This is a genomic window from Pseudomonas sp. 2VD (genome assembly GCF_005503585.1).
Taxonomy (GTDB): Bacteria; Pseudomonadota; Gammaproteobacteria; order Pseudomonadales; family Pseudomonadaceae; genus Pseudomonas; species Pseudomonas aeruginosa.
On sequence record NZ_SCND01000094.1, the window covers coordinates 1 to 17,002 of the forward strand.

General features: G+C 66.3%; 14 protein-coding genes and 1 tRNA gene. 7 read left to right on the forward strand and 8 right to left on the reverse strand.

The genetic code is table 11. The annotated features are described in order from the left end of the window. The 5 genes from FFS27_RS12985 to gdhA all read left to right on the forward strand — a co-directional run. Nucleotides 1-1,162 (forward strand): TolC family protein (locus FFS27_RS12985; RefSeq protein WP_137952047.1); only part of this gene is annotated, 1,162 nt, incomplete at its 5' end. After that, a complete protein-coding gene (locus tag FFS27_RS12990; protein WP_023101587.1) occupies nt 1,152-2,429 on the forward strand; it encodes an efflux RND transporter periplasmic adaptor subunit in 1,278 nt (425 codons plus the stop codon). The genes FFS27_RS12985 and FFS27_RS12990, both read left to right, overlap by 11 nt. Before the next feature lie 596 nt (nt 2,430-3,025). Further along, on the forward strand, nt 3,026-3,514 hold the full coding sequence (gene praA / locus FFS27_RS12995; RefSeq protein ID WP_003094820.1) for an alkane oxidation protein activator PraA: 489 nt from the start codon (nt 3,026-3,028) through the stop codon (nt 3,512-3,514). A gap of 259 nt (nt 3,515-3,773) precedes the next feature. Next, nucleotides 3,774-5,165 carry an outer membrane protein transport protein gene (locus FFS27_RS13000; RefSeq protein ID WP_031635478.1) on the forward strand — a complete coding sequence of 464 codons (1,392 nt, stop codon included), beginning with the start codon at nt 3,774-3,776 and terminating at the stop codon, nt 5,163-5,165. Between the two features lie 295 nt (nt 5,166-5,460). Beyond that, nucleotides 5,461-6,798 (forward strand): NADP-specific glutamate dehydrogenase, encoded by a 1,338-nt coding sequence (gene gdhA / locus FFS27_RS13005; RefSeq protein WP_003094817.1) that lies wholly within the window; start codon nt 5,461-5,463, stop codon nt 6,796-6,798. Nucleotides 6,799-6,858: 60 nt separating this feature from the next. On the opposite strand, the gene ccpA is transcribed toward gdhA, so the two are convergent. The 7 genes from ccpA to FFS27_RS13040 all read right to left on the reverse strand — a co-directional run bounded on the left by ccpA (nt 6,859) and on the right by FFS27_RS13040 (nt 13,132). After that, entirely contained in the window at nt 6,859-7,899 is a 1,041-nt protein-coding gene (gene ccpA / locus FFS27_RS13010) for a cytochrome-c peroxidase CcpA (protein WP_021264106.1), read from the reverse strand. A gap of 123 nt (nt 7,900-8,022) precedes the next feature. Continuing rightward, nucleotides 8,023-8,400: a hypothetical protein gene (locus FFS27_RS13015; RefSeq protein ID WP_021264107.1), complete on the reverse strand. Its 378-nt coding sequence runs from the start codon at nt 8,398-8,400 to the stop codon at nt 8,023-8,025. A gap of 100 nt (nt 8,401-8,500) precedes the next feature. Then, nucleotides 8,501-9,526 carry an RNA 3'-terminal phosphate cyclase gene (rtcA, locus tag FFS27_RS13020; protein ID WP_003112809.1) on the reverse strand — a complete coding sequence of 342 codons (1,026 nt, stop codon included), beginning with the start codon at nt 9,524-9,526 and terminating at the stop codon, nt 8,501-8,503. After that, nucleotides 9,523-10,335 (reverse strand): nucleotidyltransferase domain-containing protein, encoded by an 813-nt coding sequence (locus FFS27_RS13025; RefSeq protein WP_021264108.1) that lies wholly within the window; start codon nt 10,333-10,335, stop codon nt 9,523-9,525. The genes rtcA and FFS27_RS13025 overlap by 4 nt, the downstream gene beginning before the upstream one ends. A 36-nt stretch (nt 10,336-10,371) precedes the next feature. Next, nucleotides 10,372-11,586, reverse strand: coding sequence for an RtcB family protein (locus FFS27_RS13030; protein ID WP_137952048.1), 1,215 nt, complete (start codon nt 11,584-11,586; stop codon nt 10,372-10,374). A 55-nt stretch (nt 11,587-11,641) separates the two neighbouring features. Next, nucleotides 11,642-12,787: a slipin family protein gene (locus FFS27_RS13035; RefSeq protein WP_003116273.1), complete on the reverse strand. Its 1,146-nt coding sequence runs from the start codon at nt 12,785-12,787 to the stop codon at nt 11,642-11,644. A 271-nt stretch (nt 12,788-13,058) separates the two neighbouring features. After that, a tRNA-Arg gene (locus FFS27_RS13040) sits at nt 13,059-13,132 on the reverse strand. 314 nt (nt 13,133-13,446) lie between these two features. Here FFS27_RS13040 and rtcR point away from each other — a divergent pair. Beyond that, entirely contained in the window at nt 13,447-15,042 is a 1,596-nt protein-coding gene (gene rtcR / locus FFS27_RS13045; RefSeq protein WP_003119412.1) for an RNA repair transcriptional activator RtcR, read from the forward strand. A 55-nt stretch (nt 15,043-15,097) separates the two neighbouring features. Next, on the forward strand, nt 15,098-15,652 hold the full coding sequence (locus tag FFS27_RS13050) for an NADAR family protein (protein WP_003134970.1): 555 nt from the start codon (nt 15,098-15,100) through the stop codon (nt 15,650-15,652). Here the strand turns inward: FFS27_RS13050 and FFS27_RS13055 are convergent. Next, on the reverse strand, nt 15,646-17,002 hold a 1,357-nt coding region (locus tag FFS27_RS13055; RefSeq protein WP_137952049.1), incomplete at its 5' end, for an Lnb N-terminal periplasmic domain-containing protein. The two genes, FFS27_RS13050 and FFS27_RS13055, sit on opposite strands and share 7 nt — an antisense overlap.

Genomic DNA, 17,002 nt, shown 5'->3' on the forward strand with positions numbered 1-17,002 from the left:
GACCAGCAATGTCTCGCCCACCGCGACCCTGCTTGGCGAATATGGCACTCGCTTCAGCCTGGCCTGGGTGAAGCAGTTCCGCACCGCCGACGAGGCCGGGCGCTACCGCAGCGATGGCCTCGACCTGACCGTCGTCCAGCCGTTGCTGCGCGATGCGGGCTGGGACGTCACCACCGCGCCGCTGCGCCTGGCACGTCTCTCCGAAGACGCCAATCGCCTGCAACTCAAGGCCAGCGTGTCGCAGACCATCAGCCAGGTCATCGGTGCCTACCGGGAGCTGCTGCGCGCCCAGGAGCAGGCGCGCATCTCTCGCGAAGCCCTGGCGCGGACCCAGGAGCTGCTCGAGGTCAACCGGGCGATGATCCGCGCCGGGCGAATGGCCGAATTCGAGATCGTGCAGACCGAGGCCGACGTCGCCAGCCAGGAGCTCAACGTCGAGGAGTCCGCCAACCAGGTCGACAGCGCACGCCTGGCCCTGCTGCAACTGCTGGCGCTGGACCTGTCGACGCAGATCCGCGCCAGCGATGCGCTGGCCGCCACGCCGATCGAGGTCGACCGCCAGCAGGCGATCAGGACCGCCCTGCAGCAGCAACCGGAATACCTGCAACGCCTGATCGGCAGTCGCCAGGCCGACCTCAACCTGGTGCTGGCGAAGAACCAGCGCCTGTGGGATGTCTCGCTGGTGGGCGGCGCCAGCCAGATCCGCGACCGCTACAGCGAGGGCGGTGGCGACAATTCACGCAGCTGGGACAGCTACGCCGGGGTACAGGTGGAAATTCCCATCGGCGACCTCAGCCGCCGGCAGGCCGAGGTGCGCGCCCAGGTCGACGTGGAGAACCAGAAGATCCTGATCGAGGATGCCCGGCAGACCCTGGAGCAGAACGTCATCGATGCGGTGCGCGACCTCGGCACGCGCTGGCGCCAGTACCAGATCGCCCAGCGCGCCACCGCCTTGTCGCGGCGCAAGCTGGAGATCGAGCGGGAAAAGCTGCGCGTCGGGCGTTCGAGCAACTTCCAGGTGCTGAGCTTCGAGACCGACCTGCGCAACGTCGAGAACACCCAATTGAATGCCCTGATCTCGTTTCTCAATGCGCAGACGCAGCTCGACCTGATCGTCGGCATGACCCTGGATAGCTGGGAGATTTCGCTCAATGACCACTGACCGGTTTTCCTTCCTGCGCCGGCCCGCATTGCCGCTCGCCGTCGGCCTGGCGGTTGTCGCGGCGCTGGCCTGGCTGGTACTCGCCGGCGGCACCGCGAAACGCACGGAAGGGGAGCGCTGGGTCGCCGTGCGGGCGGCCCCGCTGGTGCATCAGATCGGCCTGGTCGGACGCCTGGAGCCGGGGCGTGTGGTGACCCTGGCGGCGCCCTTCGCCGGCAATGTCGAGGCGCTGCTGGTGGAGCCGGGACAGCGGGTCGCGGAAGGACAGGAGCTGCTACGCATGGACACCCGCGAGATCGCCGTGCAGGTGCGCGAGGCACAGTCGGCGTTGCTCAAGGCCCGTCGCACCCTGCAGGACCTGCGCGACTGGGAGCGTGGCGAGGACATGGCGCGGGTCCGTCGTGCCCTGCGCAGCGCGCAGCTGGCGCAGAGCAGCACCGAGCGCAAGTTGCGCGAGACCCGCGAGCTGTTCCAGCGCGGGATCGTCCCGCGCAACGAACTCGACGATCTCGAACAACAGGCCAGCCAGCAGCGCATGGACCTGGAGGCGGCCCGGCGGGAAGTGGAGTCGACCCGCGCCAAGGGGCAGGGCGAGAATCGCCAGATCGCCGAAATGGACCTGGCCAACGCCAGCGTGAAATACGAGACGCTGCAGGCCCAGCTGGATGGCCGTACGGTGCGCGCGCCCTTTGCCGGTATCGTCGTCGCGGCGCCCGGCCTGGCTGGCGAGCAGGGCAGCCGCGAACCGGTGCAGGCCGGTAGCAAGCTGGGGCAGGGCCAGGCGTTGTTCGGCCTGGCCAGCGTCGAGCGGCTGAAGGTATCTGCGAAGGTTTCCGAACTGGATATCAACCAGTTGCGCGAAGGGCAGGCGGTGGAAATCAGTGGCGACGGCTTCGAGGGCACCACGCTGGAGGGCGTCATCGCTGCCCTCGGTGGTCAGGCTCTGCCCGGCATGGCACAGGGAGGCAGCCCGCAGTTCGAGGTGACGGTGTCGGTAGCGCCGCTTGATCCCCGCCAGTTGCAGAAGATTCGTCTGGGAATGAGCGCCAAGCTGACGGTCACCACCTATCGCAACGAACAGGCCATCGTCGTGCCGCCGGAGGCGATACGCCACGAGGGTGACCGGCTGTTCGTGGACTTTCGCCAGGCTCCCGGCGCCAGCGTGATGGCGCAACAGGTCAAGATCGGACGCTCCACGCCGGAGGGCGTGGAGGTGTTCGAGTTGCAGCCGGGTCTCGTTCGCGTGCCGTCCTCGTCCGACCGATAGTTGGCAACCTAACTTTGGGTTGGCTGGGTCGCTTCGCGAGCTGCCAATTCTGGTAGGTATGCCCCGTCATGGTGCGTTTCTTCCCGACGCGGATGTTGACAGAGGTATCAGGATTCCTTCGCGACGACGCTTCGTTCGCCCTCCACGGTATTCACCGATCTTTCTTCGGAGGGGCAACCCCCTTCTTTCGCTAGGCTTTTCCAGAGCCGCGCTGACCGTACTCTGGCCCCCGTCGTTGACTGGTCCACTGCCCCCTCGCGGTGTTTGCCAGCCCTGTCAGGCCTGCGTTCGCGGAGGTCGGCCAGGCGGGCATTCCGAGGTGCGGCGGGTTGGCAAACCTATCGGATCTTTCTGATATCCGGTCTGTCCCGGCTCGTCGTGGGGACCGTCAGCGTCGGCACCGGATAGGACTCATGAGATAAAGCTTCTCCCGAATCCCGGTACGCACGGTCAAGGCGGGTGGTGTGGTTCGCCTGGCAGGTGGATCGGACGGGAAGGCACAAGGTGGTCGTGGGGGCGGGTCGGCGACGATCCTGCCGCATGATCAAGGCTCGGCAACCGCGAGCGTTGCCAACTCACTGGAAGGATACAAAACAATGAAATCCATCAAGTCCCTGCCGTCCTTTGCTGCTCTTGCTCTCTGCCTGAGCGTTTCGTCCATGGCCAGCGCGGCCACCATCACCCCGGTCAACTCGGCCTTCACCGCACCTGGCACCATCAGCGTGAGCTCGCCGGCGTCGCTCAATCTGCCAGTGACCTGCAACATCACCTTCAAGGGCACGACAGCCGCCGATGGTTCCTATGCCTCGATCGACAGCGTCACCGTCAGCGGCAGCAACACCCTGTGCAGCGTGCCGCAGATGACCGGCCTGCCGTGGAAGCTGACCGTCTCCAGCACCACCGCCGGCAAGGTCGATGGCGTCGGCTTCAAGATTCTCTCCTCTACCTGTGGCCCGAGCACCGTCAACGGTTCCTGGAGCAACGCCACCAATACCCTCAGCGCCAGCAATCAGTCGCTGGCTGGGAACTGCAAGATCAACAGCCTGAGTGTGCAGCCGACCCCGGCCTTCGTAGTCAACCCGTAATCCGGGCTGCCGCTGGCGCCTTCGGCGCCAGCGGTTTCGCGCTCCCGCTGCCAGGCGTCCTTCGCGGGCCGGCAGGTCCGAGGGAGTTTCCGCCGGAAGCGGCGCAGAACCTCGTTCGCACATGGAAAACGGTCTGGGGGAGGGTGTCCGCCAGGACGCTCAAGCAGGCCGACCATCGTGCCCCGTGCATTAGCAGTCCACCAGGGGTGAAACCTTGAACAACAAAAACGATATTTCCTGCCTGTTTGCCAGAAAACCATTGCCATTGCTCTGCGCCCTGATCGTCGGCGGACTCTTCGGCACGTCCCATGCGCAAGCCGGCGGCTTCATGGTGCCGACCACCAACACGGCGGGCTGGGGCCGTGCGATGGCAGGCGGCTCGCTGTTTCCCAACGATCCGAGCGCCGCGTTCAACAACCCGGCGGCCATGGCGTTCATCGACAAGCGGATCGCCCAGTTGACGGTCAACTACGCCGATATCGACATCAAGTACAACGGCGATGCCTACGACTACCAGGGCAATCCCATGACCGGCGGCTACCAGGATGGGCCGGGCACTCCCGAGCTGGCTACCAACGATGGCGGCCAGGCCGGATTCGGCGCGTGGCTGCCGACCGGCTTCCTGGTCGTACCGATCAACGACCGCTTCGCCTTCGGTCTGAGCCAGGTCGTTCCGATGGGAATGCGCAGTACCTGGGACCCGAACTGGAAAGGCCGCGATTTTGCGGTGGACACCAAGATTGAGACGATCGGCCTGACCGGCTCCCTGTCGTTCAAGGTCAACGACAACTTCTCCCTGGGCGCCGGGGTGATCATCCAGCGCACCTCCGGCTTCGTCAGTCAGAACCTCGATCTCTATGCCTCGGCCGCCAACTCCCCGGGCATGGGCGGGATTCCGTTCCCGGCCTCGAACTCGTCCGCGCTGATGCGGGTCAAGGTGGACAACACCTCGCCCGGCTTCTTCGCCGGCGCGGTGTGGAAGCCGACCGACCGCGACACCCTGGGCTTCGCCTACCACGCGAAGATCCGCAACAAGCTGAAGGGGCACTACAACCTCTACGACCACGACGGTGGGCTGACCGAGGGCGCCATCGAGGGCGGCACGCCAGGCCTGGCCTATCCCGGCCTGGACCTGCGGATGGGCGCTTCCGCCTCGGCGCGCCTGGATATCCCCGCCTACGCCTCGCTGGACTGGGTACACCAGTTCAACGACCGTCTGAGCCTGGGCGCCAGCGCCACCTGGACCGAGTGGTCGTCGTTCCAGGACCTGACCCTCAAGTCCCACGGCAACACGATCGTCTCCATCCCCTACACCTACCGGAACACCTGGACCCTGGCGGTGGGCGGCGACTACAAGGTGACCGACCAGTGGACCATGCGCGCCGGGGTCGCCTACGACCAGACGCCGACCCACAATGCGACCCGCGACCCGCGGATTCCCGACGGCGATCGCTACTTCGCCTCCCTGGGCGCCGGCTATCGCTTCCAGTCGATGCCGGAGTTGTCGATCGACGCGGCCTACTCGCGGCAGTTCGTCAAGGAGGTGCCGTTGAAGACGGTCAACCAGGATCGCCTCGGCGGCGGACGCCTGGATGGCAAGGCAACCAGCAAGGGACAGGTGTTCAGCCTGTCCGCGACCTACGACTTCTAGACCCGGCCGTAGGCAGAGAAAGGGCCTCCCCCGTCTGGGGGAGGCCCTTTCGCATCTGGCGCCGGGATGCACGCGAACGGTGCCATCGTCGCCCTTCAACAGTGCGTGGCCTGCCCGGGAGGCAGCCTGGTTCCAGGCGCGCTCTCTGGCCCGAGCCGTTCTGGCGGACGCGGAAAGTTTCAGTTTTGCACCATAAAGATTCATCAATGCGTCATTTCGCACTTTCTAGGTGCCGCCTGGCTTGTTAGAGTCACGCGCAAAAAATTGTTCACAAAACTAGAAACCGGTGAGAAAAATGACGCAATCCGTCGACGCTTTCCTCGAGCGCCTGAAGCGGCGCGATCCCGATCAGCCCGAATTCCACCAGGCGGTGGAAGAGGTGCTGCGTTCCCTCTGGCCGTTCCTCGAGGCCAACCCGCACTACCTGGAAGCCGGCATCATCGAACGCATCGTCGAACCCGAGCGGGCGATCCTGTTCCGCGTGCCCTGGGTCGACGATCAGGGCCGGGTACGGGTCAACCGTGGCTACCGGGTGCAGATGAGCAGCGCCATCGGCCCGTACAAGGGCGGCCTGCGCTTCCACCCCTCGGTCAACCTCGGGGTGCTGAAGTTCCTCGCCTTCGAGCAGGTCTTCAAGAACTCCCTGACCACTCTGCCCATGGGCGGCGGCAAGGGCGGCTCCGACTTCGATCCGAAGGGCAAGAGCGACGCCGAGGTGATGCGTTTCTGCCAGTCGTTCATGAGCGAGCTGTACCGTCACGTCGGCGCCGACCTGGACGTGCCGGCCGGCGACATCGGCGTCGGCGCGCGTGAGATCGGCTACCTGTTCGGCCAGTACAAGCGCCTGTCCAACCAGTTCACCTCGGTGCTGACCGGCAAGGGCCTGAGCTACGGCGGCAGCCTGATCCGCCCGGAGGCGACCGGCTTCGGCTGCGTCTACTTCGCCCAGGAAATGCTCAAGGATCGTGGCCGCGGCTTCGACGGCCAGCGGGTGGCGATCTCCGGCTCGGGCAACGTCGCCCAGTACGCGGCGCGCAAGGTCATGGAAATGGGCGGCAAGGTGATCTCGCTGTCCGATTCCGAAGGCACCCTGTATGCCGAGGCGGGGCTCTCCGACGAGCAGTGGGAATACCTGATGGAGCTGAAGAACGTGCGCCGCGGGCGCATCCGCGAGATGGCGGAGCAGTTTTCCCTGCAGTTCCTCGAAGGGCGCCGGCCCTGGGGCCTGGCCTGCGATATCGCGCTGCCCTGCGCGACCCAGAACGAACTGGATGCCGAGGATGCGCGGCGCCTGCTGGCCAACGGCTGCGTCTGTGTCGCCGAAGGCGCCAACATGCCCTCGACCCTGGAAGCCGTCGACCTGTTCCTCGAGGCCGGCATCCTCTACGCGCCGGGCAAGGCGTCGAACGCCGGCGGGGTGGCGGTGAGCGGCCTGGAAATGTCGCAGAACGCCATGCGCCTGCGCTGGAGCGAGGGCGAGGTGGATACCAAGCTGCACGGCATCATGCAGTCGATCCACCATGCCTGCCTGCTGTACGGCGAGGAACAGGGGCGGGTCAACTACGTGAAGGGGGCGAACATCGCCGGCTTCGTCAAGGTCGCCGATGCGATGCTGGCGCAGGGCGTGGTCTGAGGTCGTCCCATCGAGGAAAAAAACGGGGCTCCAGGGGAGCCCCGTTTTTCCTTGTGCCGGTTATTCCGCGGGACGCGGCGTGGTCTCCGTGCTGGCCGGCAGCAGCGGATATTCGACGCGCGGCTGCTTGCCGCTCAGGCTGTGCAGGAAGGCGACGATGTTCTCCACGTCGTCCGGCGCCAACTGCTTGCCGAGCTGGGCGTTGCCCATGATCGCCACCGCGTCCTTGAGTTCCCAGACCTGGCCGCTGTGGAAGTACGGCGCGGTGAGGGCGACATTGCGCAGGGGCGCGGCGCGGAATACGTACTCGTCGCTCTGGGTCTTGGTCACGGTGAAGCGGCCCTTGTCGCCGCTGGGCAGGACGCTAGCGTCGGGCTTCTTCACCAGGCCGAACGGGAAGTAGGCCTGGCCGCCCAGGTTGATGCCGTTGTGGCAGGCGCTGCAGCCACTGTCCATGAACGCCTTGAGGCCTTTCTTCTGCTGCGCGTCGAGGGCCTTTTCGTCGCCCTTGAGATACAGGTCGAAGGGCGAGTCCGGAGTCACCAGGGTCGCTTCGTAGGCCTCGATGGCCAGCGCCATGTTGTCGAAGCTGACCGGCTTGCCGGCCTTGGGGAAGGCCTTGCGGAAGGCGTCCACGTATTCCGGGATGCTGCCCAGGGTCTGTTCGACCAACTGCGGGGTACTGTGCATCTCGACGCTGTTCTGGATCGGGCCCTTGGCCTGCTCCCCCAGGTCCTTGGCGCGGCCATCCCAGAACTGCGCGGCATTGAACACGGCGTTGAAGACCGTCGGCGAATTGCGTGGCCCCTTCTGCCAGCCGTGACCGACCGACGTCGGTACGTTGTCGGCGCCGCCGGTGCCGACGTTGTGGCAGGTGTTGCAGCTGAGCACATGGCTGCGTGACAGGCGCGGGTCGAAGAACAGTTTCTTGCCGAGTTCGCGCTGTTGCTCGCTGATGGGCTGGCCGCGCAGCTCGGTGACCTGCTCGGGGATGGGTTTGAACAGCGCGCTGGCCTGGTCGTGCAGGGCATCGGCCAGGGCGAGGGGCGTGGCGAACGACAGCAACAGGCTGCCAAGCGGGAGCAGTTGCGAGGACTGCATCTTTTTTTCTCCTTATCAGGCGTTACAACCGGTCCTGTGAGGAGAGGCCAGCGGCGCGCTGCCCGGCTTGACGTGGATCAAGCGCACCGGGATCGATGCTGCGGATGGTTGTCGCAGCGTGCTTCAGCGCTCGCGCAAGGCCCGGGCCAGCGCTTGGTCGCGGTCGCGCTGCCAATCGGCGTCGCGGTCGTTCCACTGGCGTTCCTCGAAACGCCGCCGCTCTTCGCTCCGCGCCATCGACCGGCATTGCTCGAAGCCGTCGCCCCAGCCGCTGGCGTAGATCGCCTCGCGCAGGTAGCGGGGGACGTCCTTGCGGAATTCGCCGCTGATCGAGCCGGCCGCCTGGCGGCCGCTGCCGCAGCCGTCGTCGAAACCGTCGGCATAGGCGGGTGGGTAGCCCTGGGCGAGCAGGTGCTGGTGGGTGTTTTCGCAGCCGCCGAGCAGGGTGGCGGTGAGCAGGAGCAGGGCGAGGACAAGCACGCCGAGACGCGAAGAAGACATGGCTGGGACTCCTCGACCGCCGGGACGGGCTCCCGGAGGTTCGCGCCGGGCCCGCTGGCAGGTCCGGCGCGAGTCTAGGTCGGCATTGGTGAGGAATTCGTCAAGCCGATGTGATGACGATGCGATGACCGCCGCCGTCCAGCGCCTGGTCGCCGATCCTCACCGGCAGGAAGCGTTCGATAACCCGGCGGTTGCTTTGCAGATGGGCGCTCAGCCGCGGCGTGGTGAAGCTGCCGGCGCCGGCCAGGGCCATGGGCAGCAGCAATTGGTCGGCGAGGTGCTCGTCCGCCGCGCAGCCGCTTTCCATCCAGCCGATGGCTTGCGTCGCGACCTGTTCCGCCACCCGTTCGGCGCTGACGCCGGCCTGGCCGAAGGCGCAGAAGGTCGCGCAGATGTGCTCGCAGTCGATCCGCAGCAGCAGGGCGTTGCCCGGCCCCTGGTCCTCCGCGAGGAACTCCAGCTGGCGTTCTTCGTCGCTCCAACCGAGGCGCTGGCGGACCCTCTCCAGCTCGCGCTCGCCGACGTGCCCGGGAATCCCTGCGAGCAGCGCCCGCGCCTGGCGCCGCAGCGCCGCGCCGGGATGCTCCAGTTGCAGCGGCCGCCAGCGCGCCGGGCGTACCCGCGCCAGCAGCTCGCCACCGCCGGCGGGTACGAAGCCGTGGCGCAGCAGTTCCAGGTCGACTTCCGCGCCCATCCGCTGCAACAGCGGCAGCCAGCTGTCGCGGAGAAAGTCCGCCGGCGGCGCCAGTGGATTGTGGGTGCCGCCGCTGATCCTCACCCGGCTTTCGCCGTTGGCCGCGAGCAGCGCCGGCAGCAAGGTTTGCAGTACCAGCGAGCAACTGCCGGCGGAGCCGATGGCGAAGGCGTAGTCGCCGGCGCGGATCGCACCGGGCCGGAACGCCAGCTCGCGTGAGCCGAGCTCGGCACCCTCGACCTCGGCCGCGCAGATTTCCGCCGCCGCGCGCACCGCGGTGAGGTGCTGGCGCAGCAGCCCCGGACGGCTGCGCCGGCCACGGATGTTGCGGATGCGCAGCGGCTGGCCGCTGGTCATCGACAGGCTCAGGGCGCTACGCAGGATCTGCCCGCCGCCTTCGCTGCCGTCGAGTTCGATGAGGTCCTTTCTCATGAGGTTTCCCTTGTGTATTGCCATATCTTGTCGTGGAGGTAGCGATCCAGCAGTCGGCTGTCCTGGCGCGCGCCGGTTGGTTGGGCGGCCCCTCGTTCGGCCTGGAGCAACTCCGCTTCGATGAAGCGTTGCAGCGCCAGGCGCGGAGGGCCGTAGGCCGATTCGTCGCGCTGACGCTTGAGGCTCAGCAGGGCATCCAGCTCTTCGCGCAGCGACGGGTCGTCCAGCGTGGCTTCCACTAGCCTCTCGAACGCCACCGGCGGCAAGCCCAGGCCTGCATCCAGCCAACGCACCGCGAACAACGGGCGCAGGACGTAGAGGTATTTCTTCAGCCGGACGCTGTCGCCCTTCAGGTAGCCGCGGTAGTTCTTGCGTGCCATCGACAGGTAGTGATGGCGGCTGCCAGGTACGGAGTGAAAGGCGTTGCCCAGCCAGAGCAGTTCCTCGCGCACGCCAGGCTCTTCCCGATACACCAGCGGCGAGCCGAGCCACTCCAGCAGGGCCGGGTTGGATTTGCGCATCAGGCGCAACGCCTTGCGCAGCTCCCAGCCGCTGATGTCCAGCTCGTCGCTCAGCGGGCGTTCTATCACGTCGCGAGGTTCCTCGACGCGCTGATACCACTCGGGCTGATGCACATAGACGAAGCGTACGTCATAGTCGCTGTCCGGCGAAGCGAAGCCCCAGGCCCGGCTGCCCGACTCGCAGGCGTAGAGCACGACTACGTCGTGCTCGCGTTCGATCCGTTCCAGCTCATCCAGTACCCGCTCGCGCATGGCGGCGGGGAGCGGATGGCGTTCTTCCCTGTTCATTTCGATTCTTCCCCAGCGGGCGCCACAGGGCGCCCGTCATCCTTTCACGCACACCACCTGACGCAGGGTGTGCAGCACTTCCACCAGCTCGCGCTGGGCTTCCATGACCCGGTCGATGTCCTTGTAGGCCATCGGGATCTCGTCGATCACGTCGGCGTCCTTGCGGCATTCGACGTGGGCGGTGGCGCGCGCCTGGTCGGCGACGCTGAAGACCTTCTTCGCCTTGGTCCGGCTCATGGTCCGCCCGGCGCCGTGGCTGCACGAGCAGAACGCTTCCTGGTTGCCGAGGCCGCGGACGATGAAGCTCTTCGCCCCCATCGAGCCGGGAATGATGCCGAGCTGGCCCTTCTGCGCGGACACCGCGCCTTTGCGGGTGACCAGTACCTCCTGGCCGAAGTGGCGCTCCTTCTGCACGTAGTTATGGTGGCAATCGACCGCCTCCAGGTTGGCTTCGAACGGCTTGCGGATCACCTGGCGCGCCGCCTCGATCACCGCGTGCATCATCAGCGCGCGGTTCTGCCGGGCGAAATCCTGGGCCCAGCCGACCGCTTCCACGTAGTCGTCGAAGTGCCGGCTGCCTTCCTCGAAGTAGGCCAGGTCCTTGTCCGGCAGGTTGGCGATGTGCTGGCGCATGTCCGCCTTGGCCAGTTCGATGAACAGGTTGCCGATGGCGTTGCCGACCCCGCGCGAACCGCTGTGCAGCATGAACCAGACGCGGTCGGCCTCGTCCAGGCAGACCTCGATGAAGTGGTTGCCGGTGCCGAGGGTTCCCAGGTGCTGGCGGTTGTTGGTCTTCTCCAGCCTCGGGTGCTTGTCGGTGATCGCCTTGAAGCGACCGGCGAGCGCCTTCCAGGCCTGGTCGGCGGCCTCCGGTACCTCGTGCCAGGCGCCGCGGTCGCGGCGGCCGAAGGTCTTGCCGTGGGGTACCGCCTGCTCGATGGCGCTGCGCAGGCCGTGCAGGTTGTCCGGCAGGTCGGCAGCGACCAGCGAGGTGCGCGCGGCGATCATTCCGCAGGCGATATCCACGCCCACCGCGGCCGGGATGATCGCGCCGAGGGTAGGGATCACGCTACCGATGGTCGAGCCCTTGCCCAGGTGTACGTCAGGCATCACCGCCAGGTGCTTGAAGATGAAGGGCATCTTCGCCGTGTTCAGCAACTGCTGGCGCGCTTCCTCCTCCACCGGGACGCCCTGGGTCCAGAGCTTGATCGGCTTGCCGCCGGCCACTTCGAGGATATTCATGTCTTTCATCGTGCTTTCCTTGTGCTCCGCGCCGTCTTGTCGACGGCGCGGCTATCGTTCGTGATCAGGCCTGCTTCAGCGTGACCAGTCCGTTCAATACCTGGTCCAGGCCACCGAATACCGAAATCCGGTCGATGCGCTCGGCCACCCGCTCCAGGGTTTCCAGTTCTTTCAGACGCAGCGCGGTCGGGTTTTCCTCCATGACCTTCGCGGTATTCAGCAGCGAGCGGGTCGCCGAGGTTTCCTCGCGGCGGCGGATCACATTGGCCTGGGCCGCCTTCTCCGCCTCCACCACCTGCGCCAGCAGGGTCTTCATTTCGCCCGGGAGGATGATGTCGCGCACGCCCAGGCCGCTCACTTCCAGGCCGCTGTCTTCCAGCTTGGCGGCCAGGTGGGCGCTGACCGCTTCGTCGATCGACTGCTTGTTCTCCAGCAGTTCGTCGAGGGTACGGGTGCCCACTGCCGCCCGCAGGCCGAACTGCAGCTCGCGGTACAGGTACTCCAGCGGCTTGCTCAGCCGCGAGAAGGCGGTGAGTACGTCGTTGTAGCGCCAGTTGGCGGCGAGGTTCAGGCGCAGGCTGACCTTGTCGCGGGTAAGGATCTCCTGGCCGCTGACCTCCAGCGCCTGGATACGGGTGTCGACCAGTTCCACGCTGACTTGCCGGTTGTAGCGCCAGAAACCGTATTGTCCGGCTTGCAGCAGGCCGGCAAGGGCGCCGTCGACCTTGAGCACGCCGACCTGGAACGCCGGCACCTGGACCAGCAACACTGCGTCCAGGCCCGCCAGGGCCCGGCCGCGCAGGTTCGGCTGGTGCAACTGGGCGACCAGCGCGGCGGACAATCGATAGTCCTGGGTCAGGTCGATGCGCTCCAGGCGCTGCTCGGTCTGGCCTTTCCAGTACAGTCGGCGGCTGCCCGGTGCGAGCAGCTCCACCAGCACGCCGTCCTCGTAGCGCAGGCCGGCCTCGTTGTCGCCCAGGTCCATCCGGGTGAAATAGCGCTCCACCAGTTGTGGTTCGCTCTGCCGCAGGTAGCCGGCCAGGCGGTGTTCGAACTGCGGGGTGTTCAGGCTGAAGCTTTCCAGGCTCAGGCGGTCGTACGGATCGAAGCGGCGGTAGGTGCCCGGTTCGAGCACGGCGAGGAAGTCGCCTTCGGAATACAGCAGGCCGCGTTCGTTCTTCTTCACGATAAAGCGCTTCAGCATTTTCATCTCTTCATTCCTTTCATTCTTCCGTGGTGCCGGTGTTGCCGGCCCGTCGAGCGTCGCGGGTGGAGCGCGGAGGAGGTTGGCCTGGCGGACGTCCTGTCCATACGATCGATTCCCTCGATCCCCGGCCTGCCTTGCCCCGTGCCCGAACCGCGGGCCGGACGGGCCGGCGGCGGCTTCGGCTCCCTTGCGTTGTCCGGCCTTCCTGGCCGCTTGCGCAGTTCGCCTCGGCCACACCGGCGGGTGTTGCCATTGAGTGATTGCCGTTAAGGCAACGTTCGAGCGGGAGTCGAACCCGCGACAGACCATTTCGTGGATGGTTGCTCTACCAGGCTGAGCTATCGAACCGCGAAGCGGCATTGCCGTCATTCGCGAATGACCGTCGTTGTTGCGGGCGGCATGCACGACGCCGACACCAGGGGTGGGCTCGGGCACCGGCGGGACTGGAGTCCCGACCCGTCGGCCTGCATGGACGATGCGGTCGAAATGGATATAGCGAGCGGCGTGCCAGGTTTTTATCGATGAGACTGTTTATTGATTAACTATTTGATTTTAAAGGTGAATAAATTTTTTATTGCGATTCGTCGGTGAATTCGATGGAGAGATGCCCGACTATTTCTATATATTTTCATATCGATCTTTATCTTGAAGGATAAGTAGTGATGAAACGCACGGTCGCCATCGGCTTCATCGGCGCCACCCTCGACCGTCTCGGCAAGGGCGCGGCGCGCTGGCAAAAGTGGCGGCCGAGCATCGGCCTGTGCCAGCAGCCGGACCTGCTGATCGACCGCCTCGAACTGATCCACGGCAACGACGCCCGCGACCTCGGCCTGGCCGAGCGGATTCGCGCCGACATCGCCGCGGTGTCGCCGCATACCGAGGTCCGCCTGCAGCAGATGGAACTGCGCAACCCCTGGGACTTCGAGGAGGTCTATGGCGCCCTGCACGATTTCGTCAGCGCCTACCCCTTCGACACCGAGCGCGAGGACTACCTGGTGCATATCACCACCGGGACCCATGTCGCGCAGATCTGCTGGTTCCTCCTTACCGAGGCGCGCTACCTGCCGGCCCGGCTGGTGCAGACCTCGCCGTCGCGGCGCAAGGACGAGGCGCGCCATCCCGAGGGCTCGGCGACGCTGATCGACCTCGACCTGTCCCGCTACGACCGCATCGCCTCGCGGTTCCGCCGCGAACAGGAGGAAAGCCTGGCTTTTCTCAAGTCGGGAATCGCCACGCGCAATGCCGCTTTCAACCGCTCCATCGAGCAGATCGAGCGGGTCGCCGTGCGTTCGCGGGCACCCATGCTGCTGGTGGGGCCGACCGGTGCCGGCAAATCGTTCCTCGCCCGGCGCATCTATGAACTCAAGCGCAGCCGGCACCAGCTCGACGGGCGTTTCGTCGAGGTCAACTGCGCCACCTTGCGCGGCGACGGCGCGATGTCGGCACTGTTCGGCCACGTCAAGGGCGCCTTCACCGGCGCGCAGAATGCGCGCGAAGGCCTGCTGCGCGCAGCCGACGGTGGCATGCTGTTCCTCGACGAGATCGGCGAGCTGGGTGCCGACGAACAGGCGATGCTGCTCAAAGCGATCGAAGAGAAGCGCTTCTTCCCGCTGGGTTCGGACCGTGAGGTGGAGAGCGACTTCCAGCTTATCGCCGGGACCCACCGCGACTTGCGCGGACGAGTGGCCGAAGGCCTGTTCCGCGAGGACCTGTTCGCCCGCATCAACCTGTGGACCTTCGAGCTGCCGGGCCTGGCTGGACGCCGCGAGGACATCGAGCCGAACATCGACTTCGAACTGGAGCGGCACGCCCGCGAGCAAGGGCGGCAGGTGCGTTTCAACCTGGAGGCCAAGCGTCGCTACCTGGCCTTCGCCGGTTCCAGCGAAGCGCGCTGGGCCGGCAACTTCCGCGAGCTGTCGGCTTCCATCACACGGATGGCGACCCTGGCCGACAGCGGGCGGATCGACGAGGCGCTGGTCGAGGAGGAGATCCTCCGCCTGCGCCAGGCCTGGGGGCTCGATGCGGGCCGGGAGCCACTGGCTGATCTGCTGGGGCAGCGGGTGGAGGCCCTGGATCTGTTCGACCGCCTGCAACTGCAGGCGGTGCTGGAGGTGTGCCGCGGGGCTAAGACCCTTTCCGAGGCGGGACGCCGGCTGTTCGCCGTTTCGCGCCAGGACAAGCGCAACCCCAACGACGCCGACCGGCTGCGCAAGTACCTGGCGCGTTTCGGCCTGGACTGGGCGCAGATACGCGCCTGAACACCACTTCGGGATATCCTTGGCGTCTTTTCACGGGCTCCAGGGACGAATGCCGATGAGCGAGATAATGGACGTCGAGCGGCTGCGCCAGCGCTGCGCGGCCGGCGAAAGCTTCAAGTACCTGTATTTCTGGGGACATCGTCCGGCGACGGATGACAAGGTCGGCAAGAGCTGTTTCAGCCAGTGGTACGAGGCTTCGTTCAAGCTCGACGGGGTGCGCTACGCCAGCGCCGAGCATTACATGATGGCGGCCAAGGCACGCTTGTTCGACGACTCCAGGCTGCTCGAGCGCATCCTGGCGGCGCGCAGCCCAGGCGAGGCGAAGGCCCTCGGCCGCGAAGTCGCCGGCTTCGACGAGGCACGCTGGAACGCCGAGCGGGTGGGAATCGTGATCGAAGGCAACCTCGGCAAGTTCGGCCAGAACGCTTCGCTGAAGAAATACCTTCTGGGCACCGCCGACCGGGTGCTGGTCGAGGCCAGCCCGGTGGACGCGATCTGGGGCATCGGCCTGGCCGCGAGCGATCCCCTGGCGGCGGAGCCGGCGACCTGGCAAGGCCTCAACCTGCTCGGCTTCGCTCTGATGGAGGTGCGCCGGAGGCTGGCTCAGTAGTAGTACCAGCGCAGCTCCAGCTTGACCTCGTTGATCGGCTTGCCGACATGGCTGAACTCGCGTTCGGCGCTCAGGCGCAGGCCGAGGTCGCGGCCCAGCTCCACCTGCTGGACGAAGCCCAGGCTGCGGCGCACTTCACCGTTGTGGAAGTAGTCGCCCTTGGCCTCCAGGGTCAGGTTGCCCAGCGGGTTGCGCCACAGCAAGCCGCTGTCGAAGCCCACCGCCGGGGTGATGGCGGCGGCGAAGTCCCTGTTGTTCTCGATCCGCGCGGTGCCCATGGCGTAGAGCAGCAGGTCGTCGCCGAACATCCAGCTGCCGCCGGCGCCGCCGTTGAGGTGGCTGACCAGGTTTTCGTCGCCGTCCTCGCCCGGCACCCGCTCCAGGCCGCCGGCGACCTGCCAGGACAGCGGTTTGAGCAACTGGTTGCGCGGGGTCAGCGAGCGGATGGTGACCAGGTCGAGATTCTGCAACTGCCAGCGGTTGCCTTCGTACTGGCGCAGCTTGAGCTGGCCGATCTCGATCTGCGCACCGAGGGGAAAGCCATAGGCGTTATCGGCGAGGTCATGGTAGGCCATGCGCAGGCCGTATTCGGCGAAGGCGCGGTCATCGCGGCTGCCGACGCCGAACTGCCAGGTCCGTGACTCGTGGCCGTCTTCCGGCTGGCCGGGGCGCTCGACCTGGAGGTCCGGCGGTGGGTTGCGGTTGATCGCACGCAACAGGTTGTAGCTGCGCGAGGCGATGCCGCTGTCACGCGCCTGACCGGTGGCGCGGTAGCGCACCAGACGGAAGGCGGCGTCCTGGATCAGCGCCTGGCGCGGCATCGGCAGGGCCTTGAAGTCGGGAGCGTCGAGCAGGCTGTCGTCGTCCGCCAGGCGCTTGGCCCAGTCGCGCTCGGCATGGTCGAGCGGTTCGGCGCGGGCGAGCAGTTCCTTCTCGCGCGACGGCCGGTAGTCGATGCGCTCGATCAGCCCGGCGTTCTTCACCGCGCGCACGGTGTCGGTGGGGATCGCGGTAAGCGGGAACTGCTCAGTCAGCTCGATGCCCGGGCGGGCGATCTCCATCAGTTCGAGCAGGCGGAACGAACAGTTCTCGTCGAAGAAGTAGTAGTCGAAGCGGACCTGCTTGAGTTCCCAGACGTGTTCGACCATGCGCCCGGTCTCCTCGGGCGTGAGGTTCAGCTTGTATTCCCAGAGATCGCGGTTCTCCAGGCGACTGTATTCGGCTAGCTTCTCCCGGTACGGGACCAGCGCGAACAGGCCGGGATAGCCGCCCATCAGGCCTTTCCAGGCATAGAGGATGCTGTTGTCCATGCCTTCGATGTAGGCGCCGAAGTTCAGCGCGTAGCTGAGC